At 67.9% G+C, this 12,617-nt stretch carries 8 protein-coding genes and 2 pseudogenes; 8 read left to right on the top strand and 2 right to left on the bottom strand.

Translation table 11 applies throughout. The annotated features are described in order from the left end of the window. Positions 1-589: MFS transporter (locus GQ464_RS11360; protein ID WP_228350225.1), on the bottom strand; the 589-nt coding region annotated here is incomplete at its 3' end. A gap of 88 nt (positions 590-677) precedes the next feature. Next, positions 678-3,428: a S9 family peptidase gene (locus GQ464_RS11355; RefSeq protein WP_166981770.1), complete on the bottom strand. Its 2,751-nt coding sequence runs from the start codon at positions 3,426-3,428 to the stop codon at positions 678-680. A gap of 285 nt (positions 3,429-3,713) precedes the next feature. Between GQ464_RS11355 and GQ464_RS11350 the strand changes: the two genes are divergently transcribed. The 8 genes and pseudogenes from GQ464_RS11350 (at position 3,714) to GQ464_RS11315 (ending at position 12,560) form a co-directional block, all read left to right on the top strand. Further along, positions 3,714-4,991 carry a nucleoside permease gene (locus tag GQ464_RS11350; protein ID WP_166981773.1) on the top strand — a complete coding sequence of 426 codons (1,278 nt, stop codon included), beginning with the start codon at positions 3,714-3,716 and terminating at the stop codon, positions 4,989-4,991. A 12-nt stretch (positions 4,992-5,003) separates the two neighbouring features. Beyond that, positions 5,004-6,737: a GMC family oxidoreductase gene (locus tag GQ464_RS11345; protein ID WP_228350224.1), complete on the top strand. Its 1,734-nt coding sequence runs from the start codon at positions 5,004-5,006 to the stop codon at positions 6,735-6,737. A gap of 109 nt (positions 6,738-6,846) precedes the next feature. Continuing rightward, a complete protein-coding gene (locus GQ464_RS11340) occupies positions 6,847-7,413 on the top strand; it encodes a gluconate 2-dehydrogenase subunit 3 family protein (protein ID WP_166981928.1) in 567 nt (188 codons plus the stop codon). A gap of 93 nt (positions 7,414-7,506) precedes the next feature. Further along, positions 7,507-8,772, top strand: a pseudogene (locus tag GQ464_RS11335) (GMC family oxidoreductase N-terminal domain-containing protein); the annotation flags it as partial. Positions 8,773-8,856: 84 nt separating this feature from the next. Next, positions 8,857-9,771 carry a transposase gene (locus tag GQ464_RS11330; RefSeq protein ID WP_228350222.1) on the top strand — a complete coding sequence of 305 codons (915 nt, stop codon included), beginning with the start codon at positions 8,857-8,859 and terminating at the stop codon, positions 9,769-9,771. A 7-nt stretch (positions 9,772-9,778) separates the two neighbouring features. Further along, positions 9,779-10,246: pseudogene (locus GQ464_RS11325) on the top strand (GMC family oxidoreductase); the annotation flags it as partial. Between the two features lie 139 nt (positions 10,247-10,385). Next, a complete protein-coding gene (locus GQ464_RS11320; protein WP_166978288.1) occupies positions 10,386-11,252 on the top strand; it encodes a sugar phosphate isomerase/epimerase family protein in 867 nt (288 codons plus the stop codon). Between the two features lie 135 nt (positions 11,253-11,387). Next, on the top strand, positions 11,388-12,560 hold the full coding sequence (locus tag GQ464_RS11315) for a Gfo/Idh/MocA family protein (RefSeq protein ID WP_166978290.1): 1,173 nt from the start codon (positions 11,388-11,390) through the stop codon (positions 12,558-12,560). Positions 12,561-12,617 lie beyond the last annotated feature (57 nt).

Genomic DNA, 12,617 nt, shown 5'->3' with positions numbered 1-12,617 from the left:
GCGCCGGGGCCGCCACGGGCCGGTCCGCCGGGATGCCGCGCCAGAGCAGCGCCATCAGCACCACGCCCGGGATCACCGAGAGGAGGAACACGTCGCGCAGGCCCACCCCGGCCTGGAGCAGGGCGAAGGCCGCCAGCGGCCCCACCGTGGCGCCGGCGTGGTCCATCGCCCGGTGGAAGCCGAAGGCGCGGCCCCGGCTCCCGGGCTCCACCGCCGCGGCGATCAGGGCATCGCGCGGGGCCGTGCGGACCCCCTTGCCCACGCGGTCGAGGAAGCGGAGCACGAGCACCGCCCCCCACCCCGTCGCCAGGCCGATGAGCGGGCGGGCGGCGTTCGAGACGCCGTAGCCGCCGAGCACCAGCGCCTTGTGCCGCCCGTGCCGGTCCACCCACCGCCCGGTCGCCAGCTTGAGCAGGCTCGCCGTCGCCTCGGCCACCCCCTCGATCAGCCCCACCACCGCCGGCCCCGCCCCCAGCGTCGCCGTCAGAAACAGCGGCAGCACCGGGGTGATCATCTCGCTGGCGATGTCGTTGAAGAACGACACCAGCCCGAGGACGACGACCGTGCGCGGCAGAAAGCGGCGATGCATGGTGCGTGGATCCATCATGCGTTGGCACCGGAGGGTTGAACGTTCCAACGTTCAACCGGTCAACGTTCCAACACGTTGTCGCTCCGCCTCACTCGCCCGCGTACGGCACGCCCTTCTCGATCCAGGCCGGCGCGGGCGCCCCTTTCAGGTAGTGGTCGAAGTATTCCTTCATCTTCATCGCCCAATCCAGCTTGTTGGCGTAGGTGGCCGGGTGGTGGTCCTCGCCCCGGTACTGGAGGAAGACGGCCTCCTTGCCCAGGCGACGCAGGGCCAGGTAGAGCTCGATGCTCTGGTACCACGGCACGGCCCCGTCGTCGTCTCCGTGGATGATGAGCAGCGGCGTGTGGATGCGGTCGGCGAAGAACACCGGCGAGTTGTCGATGTAGCGGTCGCGGGCTTCCCACAGGCTGCCGCCCAGGCGGCTCTGCGTCTTCTCGTACTGGAACTGGCGGGCCAGGCCGCTGCCCCACCGGATGCCGCTGTAGGCGCTCGTCATGTTCGACACCGGCGCCCCGGCGATGGCCGCCCGGAAGAGGTTCGTCTGCGTGACGACGAAGGCGGTCTGGTAGCCGCTCCACGAGTGCCCGTGCAGCCCGATGGCGTCGGGGTCGGCCAGCCCCATCTCGATCAGCTTCTGCACCCCGGGGACGATGGCCTTCGTGGCCGAGAAGCCCGGCCGGCCGATCTCGAAGCGCACGTCCGGGAGGAAAATGAGGTAGCCGTTCGAGGCGTAGAGCGGGAAGCTCGGCCGGTGGTTGACCACAGGCGCGTTGAACTCATGCAGCCGCTGCGACATGAAGCGGTAGAAGTAGACGATCACCGGATAGCGCTTGCCCGGCTCGTAGTTGCCCGGCTTGATGACCACCCCCTGGAGCGGGATGCCGTCGTCGCTGCGCCACTCGATCAGCTCCGACGTGCCCCAGGCGAAGGGCGCCAGTTGCGCGTTCAGGTCGGTGATCCGCCGGGGGTTCGCAAAGTCCGGGTCGCTCACCCACAGGTCGGGGAATTCGTTGTAGTCCTCGCGCGTGAAGAGGTAGACGTCGGCGTCCTTTGCCTTCGCGAGGAAGCGGAAGCGTTTGTCTTCTTCGAGTAGCCGCGTGACGCCCTCCTGCCCGATGACGGCGCGGTAGAAGCCGTCGTTCTTCCGGTGGTTGTGGTACGAGGAGAGGAGCACCGTCTCGCCACGCGCGAAGAACCGCTGCTCGGGGTCGGTCTGGACGATGCGGAAGGTGCGGCCGGAGGCGCGGCCCTCCCCGCCGGTGAGGCGCGTCGGGGCGGTGCCGTCGGTGGGGAAGAGCCAGACGTCGTACTTGTCGTAGATGAGGACGCCGGCATCCCCGGCCAGCCACCCGCCCACGCCGTAGCCCGGCGCCTCGCTCGGGTAGTCGTGGTCCTCGTCGGCGAAGGGCACGGGCAGGCCCTCGGTGAGATTACGCGTGGTCCCGCGCGCGACGTCGTAGAGGTACCAGTGCGGCATCTTGTAGTAGACCACGTAGCCCCCCTCGGGCGAGAGGCTGACGGCGTTGCTCAGCTTCTCGGCGATGCGCGTGCGCGAGCCGTCGGTGAGACGGATGACGTAGGGGTCGAAGAAGAACCCTTCCCAGGTGCGCAGGCGGTAGTAGGGGGCCTCGGCGCGGCCGAGCATCACGCGGGGGTTCTCTGCCTCGCCCTGCCCCTGCACGAGCCGGTCCGCCAGCGGGACGACGCGCCCGTCGCGGCGGTGGTAGACGGCCTCGTAGGTACGCTCGCGGCTCTGCTTCCACTGGCGCTTCTGGTTGGGGATGATGAGCGAGTCGCGGGTGTGCCAGACATCCACGGTGCGGTCTTCGAGGATCGCGTCGAGGTCGTACGGGTCGGCGGCGGTGGTGTTGTCGTCTTCGTCCTTCTCCGGGTCGGGCCAGTCGGGGCGGAAGCCAAAGAAGAGGCGCTCGCCGTCCTCGGTCCAGCGGAGGGTGTTGCCGGCGGGGAGGGTCCAGCCGGCGGGGGCGTCGTCGGGGGTGGCGGCCGGGCGCGTCGCGGCGCCGTCCCACACGTAGAGCGTGGCCGGTCCGGGCTCGCCGTCGGCGTCTTCGGTGGCGGCGGTGAAGGCCAGGCGGCCGCCGGCCTCGCTCCAGGCCAGGGCCTCGTAGCGGCCGTGGGGGCGGGCGTCGAGCGCTGTCTCCGGCGTGCCGTCGGCGTGGAGGTCGCGCACGTAGAGGCCGTCGCGGGTGCTGTCGTCGGCGGCGACGGCGTAGGCCACGAAGCGCCCCGCCTCGTCGAAGGCGAAGGTGTGCACGTCCGGCACCGTGAGCGCCGTGCTGTCGGCCAGGCGCAGGAGCACCAGCGGCGCGCCGCGCATGCGCTTGTCGTTGTCCTTCGCCGCCTTCGAGGTGTCCTTCGGCGCGGTGCGGTGATAGGCCAGCCAGGCGCCGTCTTCCGAGAAGGCGAACGCCTCCACCGAGTCGACGGTGGTCACCGCGCCGTCGCGGGTGCGGAGCAGCGCCAGCCCCGGCTTCGGCCGGTCCTTGCCGTTCTTCGCCTTTTCCGCCTCGGCGAAGGGCGGCTCCAGGCGCATCGCCACGAAGGCCCCGTCCTTCGAAAAGACCGGCCGGCTGCCGCGCGCGACCACGTACCGGACTTCGCCCCGGGTGGCGAGGACGACCGCCTCGCCGTCGCCCCGGTCCGGCGCGGCGGTGAAGGCTACGTAGGCGCCGTCGTCCGAGATCACCGGGTCGTCGATGGTCTTGAAGCGCATCAGGTCGGCGAAGGTGAGGGGGCGCCCGGCCTGCCCGAAGAGAGGCGGCACCCAGGCGGCCAGGACGATGAAGACGAGCCAGGGGCGAACGGAGCGGGTGATCATGGCACGCGCGGGTTCAGATGAGACAAGCGTCTTCGGGGCGGAGAGGCCGGCCCCGGCGAAGGATACACGGCATCGCCCGGATGCGCAAGGCACGGACCGGCCAGGAGCGGGTTTCCGGTCCACGATTACGGCCGGCACACCTTGACTTTGGATTATGAAAACCTTTTCATTAATTGCTTCGCGGCCCCCACCGCACGCCTGTCCCCCCGGACACCGGGCCGTTGCCGGCCGTGACCTGCCTCGTCGTGTCCCTGCATCGTTCCATCAGCCAAACCCCATCACGCCATGGATCGATCCCTGAGCGCGCGCCTGAGCGCCATGATGTTCCTCCAGTTCTTCATCTGGGGCGCCTGGTACACCACCGTGGCCGTCTACATGGACAACCACGGCATGGGCGACCTGACGCACTGGCCCTACACGGTCAACCCCATCGCGGCCATCGTGGCCCCCTTCTTTCTCGGGCTGGTGGCCGACCGGTATTTTGCCACGGAGAAAGTCCTTGGCGTGCTGCACATTCTCGGCGGCGTGGTGATGCTCGCGGTGCCGCAGACGAGCGGAGCACCGCTGGTCTTCATCCTGCTCCTGCTGCTCTACAACCTGTGCTACATGCCCACGCTCGGGCTGGCCAACTCGCTGGCTTTCCACCACATCCAGGACCAGGAGAAACAGTTCCCCCGCATACGGGTCTTCGGCACCATCGGGTGGATCGTGGCCGGGCTGTTCGTCAGCTTCGTGCTGGGGCGGTTCGTGACCGACATGCTGCCCGAACAGACGGCCCTGCCGCTCTACACGACGGCGCTGGCCAGCATCGCGCTCGGCTTCTACAGCTTCACCCTGCCCCACACCCCGCCGCCGGCTGCCGGGGAGAAGGTATCCGTCCGCAGCATCATCGGCCTCGACGCCTTCGAGAAGCTCGGCAGCAAGCCCTTCTACATCTTCATCATCAGCTCGCTGCTGATCTGCATCCCGCTGGCCGCCTACTACAACTTCACCCAGCTCTTTCTGCAAGCCACCGGTTTCCAGAACATCGCCGGTACGCAAACGCTCGGGCAGATGTCCGAAGTCGTCTTCATGCTGCTGATGCCCTTCTTCTTCGTGCGACTGGGCGTGAAGTGGATGCTGGCCGTGGGCATGGGCGCCTGGGTGCTGCGCTACGTGCTCTTTGCGCTGGCCGCGCCGGATGCCATCTTCTGGATGATCATCACGGGCATCCTGCTCCACGGCATCTGCTACGATTTCTTCTTCGTCACCGGGCAGATCTACGTGGACAAGAAGTCGACGCCGGCCATCCGGGGACAGGCCCAGGGCTTCCTGGTGCTCGTCACCTACGGCGTCGGGATGCTCATCGGCGCCCAGGTGGCCGGCAACGTCTACAACGGCTTCCTCGGCGCAGCAGAGGCCCTCACGCGCGCGCAGTGGCAGGAGTTCTGGTACTTCCCCGCCGGCTTTGCCGCCGCCGTGCTACTCTTTTTCATCCTGACCTTCAAGGACCGGGTCGTGCCCGAGGAGCCCGAGCCGGTGGCGCATGTGGCGCCGGAGAGCCAGATCTCGCCGGCCTCCTAACCACCAGGTCGTATGTACGAGCACATTTTCATCCAGGAACGCCAGGCGTATGACGCCATCGTCGTCGGCTCCGGCATCACCGGCGGCTGGGCCGCCAAGGAACTGACCGAGCAGGGCCTGAAGGTGCTCCTGCTCGAGCGCGGCCGCCATGTCGAGCACGGCAGGGACTACACCGGCGAGCACAAGGCCCCGTGGGAGCTGCCCTTCCGCGGGCGCGGCGACCGGCGCCTGTACGAGGCCGAGTACGACGTGCAGCGCCGCTGCTATGCCTTCGGCGAAGCCACTCGCCACTTCTTCGTCAACGACCGCGAAAACCCGTACGAGCACGACCCCGACAAGCCGTTCTCCTGGATCCGCGGTTACCACCTGGGCGGGCGTTCGCTGATGTGGGGGCGGCAGTGCTACCGCTGGAGCGACCTCGACTTCGAGGCCAACCTCCGCGAAGGCATCGCCGTCGACTGGCCCATCCGCTACGCCGACCTCGAACCCTGGTACGACTACGTCGAGCGCTTCGCCGGCATCAGCGGCCAGCCCGAGGGCCTGCCCCACCTCCCCGACGGCCCGTTCCTCCCGCCGATGATGATGAACTGCGCCGAGCAGCACCTGAAGGCGGGCATCGAACGGGCCTTCCCGGAACGCAAGATGACCATCGGCCGTGTGGCCGTGCTGACCGTGCCGCACAACGGCCGCGCCGCCTGCCACTACTGCGGGCCGTGCGAGCGGGGCTGTACCCCCGGCGCCTACTTCTCCAGCCTCAGCGCCACGCTGCCGGCCGCCCGCGCCACCGGCAACCTCACCATCCGCCCCCACAGCGTCGTCCACAGCGTCATCTACGACGAAGAAAAGGGCCGCGCCTCCGGCGTCCGCGTCGTCGACTACGAGACGAAAGAGATGCACGAGTTCTACGCCCGCATCATCTTCCTCTGCGCCTCCACCCTCGGCACGACGCAGATCCTGCTCAACTCGACCTCGTCGCGCTTCCCGAACGGGCTGGGCAACGACAGCGGCGAGCTCGGCCACAACCTCATGGACCATCACTTCGTGGTGGGGGCCACGGCCACCATCCCCGGCTTCGAGGACCGGTACTACTTCGGCAACCGGCCCAACGGGATCTACATCCCGCGCTTCCGCAACCTGGGCGACCGGGCCACGCGGCACAGGGACTTCCTGCGGGGCTACGGCTACCAGGGCGGCGCCAGCCGGGCGGGCTGGAACCGGGGCATGGCGATGCGCGGCTTCGGGGCCGACTTCAAGCACCGCCTCCGCGAACCCGGACCGTGGACGATGTGGCTCGGCGGCTGGGGCGAGACGCTGCCCCGGCACGACAACTACGTCGAGCTGGACCCGGAGCAGACCGACGCCTGGGGCATCCCCCTGTTGAAGGTCCACTGCACCTGGGGTGAGAACGAACTGGCCATGCGGAAGGACATGGCCGAGCAGGCGGCCGAGATGCTCGAAGCCGCCGGCTGCACCAACGTTCAGCCGTTCGACGCCTACACCGAGGGCGGCCTGGGAGCCGAGCCGGGCCTGTGTATCCACGAGATGGGTACCGCGCGCATGGGCCGCGACCCGAAGACCTCCGTGCTCAACGCCTACAACCAGGTCCACGCCGTGCCCAACGTCTTCGTCACCGACGGGGCCTGCATGACCTCTTCGGCCTGCCAGAACCCCTCGCTGACCTACATGGCGCTTACCGCACGGGCTGCCCACCACGCCGTCGAGGAGATGAAACGGGGGAATCTGTGAGGGGAAAAGACCGGGCGGATGTTTGGGCCACGAAGACACGAACATCCCGGTGCTTTCCCGGACCCGGACTCCCGACGTGTCAACGTTCCACGTTAAACGTTCAACGCACATGAACCGACGAGAAGCCATCAAGCGTGTGGGCCTGCTCTTTGGCGGGGTGCTGTATGCGCCGGCCGTGGCGGGCCTGCTCTCCGGCTGCCGCACCGGTGGCGAGGCGGCGTTCACGCCCCGCACGCTCACGCCCGAGCAGAACGAGCTGGTCGTTCACCTGACCGAGATGATCATCCCGGAAACCGATACGCCGGGGGCGAAGGCGGCCCGTGTCAACGAGTTCGTCGACCTCATCCTGACCGACTGGGCGCCCGCCGAGGACCGCGACCGCTTCCTGGCCGGGCTGGCTGACGTGGAAGCCCGGAGCCAGGCCGCCTACCAGGTCGCCTTCCTCGAGGCCACACCCGAACAGCAGGTCGCCCTGCTGACGCAGCTGGAGGACGAGGCCCTGGCCGCCCCGCCCTCCCCGGACGGGCAGCCGTTCTTCCTGATGCTCAAACAGCTGACCCTGCTCGGTTACTACACCTCCGAGATCGGCGCCACGCAGGAGCTGCAATGGCTCGCGGCCCCGGGTCGCTACGACGGCTGTGCCCCGCTCGAAGAAGTCGGGCGCACCTGGGCCTGAGTCCTGCACGCCGGGCGTCGAACCCCGGGCCATCCCGGCATCGTGAAGACGACATCAGAAACGGCCGCATTACGCGGCGTGGAGGTGAACGTGATGTACGAGCACATTTTCATCCAGGAACGCCAGGCGTACGACGCCATCGTCGTCGGCTCCGGCATCACGGGCGGCTGGGCCGCCAAGGAACTGACCGAACAGGGCCTGAAGGTGCTCCTGCTCGAGCGCGGCCGTCCCGTCGAGCACGGAAAGGACTACATCACCGAGCACAAACCCAACTGGGAGTTCACGTTCCGAGGGTTGGACGACCGGAAGAAGATGGAAGCGGAGTACCCCGTGCAATGGCGCAGCGGCGTGGTGCACGAAGACAACGTCCACTTCTTCATCAACGACCGGGAGCACCCCTACGTGGAGGAGAAACCCTTCACCTGGGTGCAGGGCAACCAGCTCGGCGGCAAGTCGATCACCTGGGGGCGACAGAGCTACCGCTGGAGCGACCTCGACTTCGAGGCCAACCTCCGCGAAGGCATCGCCGTCGACTGGCCCATCCGCTACGCCGACCTCGAACCCTGGTACGACTACGTCGAGCGCTTCGCCGGCATCAGCGGCCAGCCCGAGGGCCTGCCCCACCTCCCCGACAGCCAGTTCCTCCCCCCCATGCAGCTCAACTGCGTGGAGCAGAAGGTGCGGGACGAGATCAAGGCCCACTTCCCCGAGCGGACGCTCACCATCGGCCGGACGGCCGTGCTGACCGTGCCGCACAACGGCCGCGCCGCCTGCCACTACTGCGGTCCCTGCTCGCGCGGCTGCACCCCCGGCGCCTACTTCTCCAGCCTCAGCGCCACGCTGCCGGCCGCCCGCGCCACCGGCAACCTCACCATCCGCCCCCACAGCGTCGTCCACAGCGTCATCTACGACGAAGAAAAGGGCCGCGCCTCCGGCGTCCGCGTCGTCGACTACGAGACGAAAGAGATGCACGAGTTCTTCGCCCGCATCATCTTCCTCTGCGCCTCTACCCTCGGCACGACGCGCATCCTGCTCAACTCGACCTCGTCGCGCTTCCCGAACGGGCTGGGCAACGACAGCGGCGAGCTCGGCCACAACCTGATGGACCACCACTTCCGCGTGGGGGCGCGAGGCATCATGCCGGGCTTCGAGGACCGGTACTACTTCGGCAACCGGCCCAACGGGATCTACATCCCACGCTTCCGCAACCTGGGCGACCGGGCCACGCGGCATAGGGACTTCCTGCGGGGCTACGGCTACCAGGGCGGCGCCAGCCGGGCGGGCTGGAACCGGGGCATGGCGATGCGCGGCTTCGGGGCCGACTTCAAGCACCGCCTCCGCGAACCCGGACCGTGGCAATGCGAATTAAGAGTTGACACCATGGTGTCCTGAGCGTTTAGAAGGAGATGACCCCTCACCTCCAACCAAACGCCCGAGGACCCCATGGACTGGCAATATACGCTCATTCATCTGTTCCTCCACGTCTGTGAGCAGTATCAGCGCCGCCTCTGCGTCGTTGCCCAGCGCCTGAGCAACAACCACTCGCCGGCCTTCTCCGATGAAGAAGTCCTCACCGTCTACCTCTTCGGCCTCATGCAGCAGCGCCGCACGCTGACCGACATCTACGCCTACACCCGCGACCACCTGATGGCCTTCTTCCCCAAACTGCCCTCCTACGTCGCCTTCGTGCAGCGCCTCAACCGGCTGGCCGATGCCTTCCCCCTGCTGGTCGAAGCAGCCCTGGAGGCATGTCCGCGCCAGTCCTCTGGTGAGCGACCTGCAGAGCGCTCTGGTGAACCAACCGATTACATCATCGACTCTTTTCCGGTCGTGATGGCCCAGCAGAAGCGCTCGGCCTGGGCCAGGGTCGCTCCGCACATCGCCGGCAAAGGCTTCTGCGCCTCGAAGAACCTGTATTTCTACGGCGTCAAGGTACATGTCGTCGCACGGCGGCGTCCCGGCACGATGCCGCTGCCGCTCTACATCGGACTGGCTCCCGGCCCGGCCAATGACCTGACCGTGGCCCGACAGATCCTACCGCGCCTGCACGAGGGGCGTCTCTTTGCCGATAAGATCTACGCCGACCGTGAGCTAGGCGAGCGCCTGGCAGCCGAGCAGAACCTGCACCTGTGCACGCCGGTGAAGAAGCGCAAGGGGCAGACCGATGTGCTGCTGACCGAGAAGGTGTACTCGCGGCGGGTCAGTCAGCGCCGGCAGCCGATCGAGTCGCTGTTCAATTGGATCGAGCAGAAGACGGGCATCGAGGTGGCCTCGAAGGTGCGTTCGTTCGAGGGCCTCTTGGTGCACGTCTTCGGGCGGCTAGCCGCGGCGATGTGGATCCTCGCGTTCTACCCTTAATTCGCATTGGCAGATGTTCCTCGTGGCCTTCGGGGAAGCCTTGCCGCGCCACGAGAACCGCGTCTGGCTGGACCCGGAGCAGACCGACGCCTGGGGCATCCCGCTCCTGCACGTCGACTGTGCCTGGGGCGAGAACGAGTTCGCCATGCGAAAGGACATGGCCGAGCAGGCGGCCGAGATGCTCGAAGCCGCCGGCTGCACCGACGTGCAGACGTACGACAACTACACCGAGGGCGGCTACGGCGCCGAGCCGGGGCTGGGCATCCACGAGATGGGTACCGCGCGCATGGGCCGCGACCCGAAGACTTCCGTGCTCAACGCCTACAACCAGGTCCACGCCGTGCCCAACGTCTTCGTCACCGACGGGGCCTGCATGACCTCTTCGGCCTGCCAGAACCCCTCGCTGACCTACATGGCGCTTACCGCACGGGCTGCCCACCACGCCGTCGAGGAGATGAAACGGGGGAATCTGTAAGGGGATGGCAGGTTGAAGGTTGAAGATTGAAGATTGGGGTGGGCCGACGCCTTCTTCGACGCAATCTGCCCTCCGAAACCTGCCATCGGCACAACACAGAATCTGCAATTTGCAATTTGCAACCTTTCAATCCAAAAAAATGAACCGACGCCATTTCCTGCACGCCTCCGCCCTGGCGCTGGGCGGGCTGGCCCTGGGCGGCTGCGCCCGCGAAGACGCCGCCCCCGGCACAGCCGACGCCACCGCGACGGCGGGCCGCCGCCTCGACCGCATCGGCCTGCAGCTTTACACCGTACGCTCGCTCATGCAGGAGGACGTGCCCGGCACGCTCGCCCGCGTGGCCGAGATCGGGTACGACGAGGTCGAGTTCGCCGGCTACTTCGACCACAGCCCGGCCGACATCCGCGCCATGCTCGAGGCCAACGGCCTGGCCGCCCCCTCGACGCACACGATGCTCGCGAGCGTGCAGGGGGACCGGCTGGAAGCCACCGTCGCGCAGGCCGCCGAGGTGGGGCACCGCTACCTGGTCGTGGCCTGGCTCGCCCCCGAAGAGCGCGCCACGCTCGACCACTACCGCCGCCACGCCGAGACGTTCAACCGCGCCGGCGAGGCGTGCCGGGCCGCCGGCCTCCAGTTCGCCTACCACAACCACGACTTCGAGTTCATGGACCTCGAAGGGCAGCGCCCCTACGACCTCCTCCTGGCCGAGACCGACCCGGAGCTGGTCCAGATGGAACTCGACCTGTACTGGATCACGAAGGCCGGTTTCGACCCGATGACGTATTTCGAGCAGTACCCGGGACGCTTCCCCCTCTGCCACGTCAAGGACATGGCGGCGGACGGAACCATGGCGGACGTGGGCGCCGGCACCATTGACTTCGCAGCGATCTTCGCCCACGCCGGGCACGCCGGCCTCCGGCACTACTTCGTCGAGCACGACAACCCGGCCGACCCGCTCGCCAGCATCTCGGCCAGCTATGCCCACCTGAGCGCCCTCACCTTCTGACACGCCCCAGGGCCGCAGACGATTTTTGCCACGAAGGCACAAAGACACGAAGGGTCCACACCCCGACCCCAACGTGGAACGCGCCACCTGGAACCCTGAATTTTCAATCTGCAATCTGCAATTTTCAACCCAAACATGACCCTGAACCGAAAGCTTCGCTACGGCATGGTCGGCGGCGGGCCGGGCGCCTTCATCGGCGCCGTGCACCGGACGGCCGCCGCCCTCGACGGCATGATGGAACTGGTGGCCGGCGCCTTCTCGTCGAACCCCGAGAAGTCGCGGCAGATGGGCGCGGAATTGCTGCTCGACCCGCGGCGCGTCTACGGTTCGTACCAGGAGATGGTCGAGCGCGAGGCTGCCCTGCCCGCTGGCGAGCGGATCGACTTCGTCGCCATCGTGACGCCCAACCACATGCACTTCCCCGTGGCGAAGGCGTTCATCGAGGCCGGCTTCCACGTGGTGTGCGACAAGCCCATGACGACCACGCTCGAGGATGCCGAGGCGCTGTGCCGGCTCGTGGCGCGGCACGGCGTGGTCTTCGCGCTGACGCACAACTACACCGGCTACCCGATGGTGAAGCAGGCGCGGGCGATGGTACAGGCGGGCGAGATCGGCACGGTGCGCAAGATCGTCGTGGAATACCCGCAGGGCTGGCTGGCGCGGCCGCTGGAGCAGGAAGGCAACAAGCAGGCTGCCTGGCGCACCGACCCGAAGCAGGCCGGAGCCGGCGCCCTCGGCGACATCGGCTCGCACGCCGAGAACCTGGCCCGCTACATCACGGGGCTGGAGATGGAAGCCCTCTGCGCCGACGTGCACACGTTCGTCGAGGGCCGCGCCATCGACGACGACGTGAGTATGCTGATCCACTATGCCGGCGGCGCCCGGGGGATCCTCCACGCCACCCAGGTGGCCGTCGGCGAGGAGAACAACCTGAACATCCGCGTCTACGGCACCGAGGGGTCGCTCCAGTGGTTCCAGGAGCACCCGAACGAGCTGTACTACCGCCCCTTCGGCCAGCCCGCCCGGGTGCTCCGGCGCGGCAACGACTACCTGACCGACATCGCCCGGCACAACACCCGGCTGCCCTCGGGCCACCCGGAGGCCTTCTTCGAGGCGTTCGCCAACATCTACCGGAACGCCGGCCGGACCATCGCCGCCCGCCTCACCGGCACCGAACCGCACCCCTTCGACCTCGACTTCCCGACCGTGCAGGACGGCGCCGTGGGCGTGCACTTCATCCTGACCGCCCTCGAGAGCGGCCGCCGCCGCGCCTGGGTCGACGCCCGCTACACCCCGCCTTCGGAATAGGCGGCTGCTTCCCGGGAACCCGGACGGGCGTTCCATGGTCTTCCCGCCCGCAATCTC

The sequence above is a fragment of the Rhodocaloribacter litoris genome (assembly GCF_011682235.2).
GTDB lineage: Bacteria > Bacteroidota > Rhodothermia > Rhodothermales > ISCAR-4553 > Rhodocaloribacter > Rhodocaloribacter litoris.
Note: the sequence above shows the minus strand (reverse complement) of the source record. Positions and strands in the feature narration are given on the sequence as shown.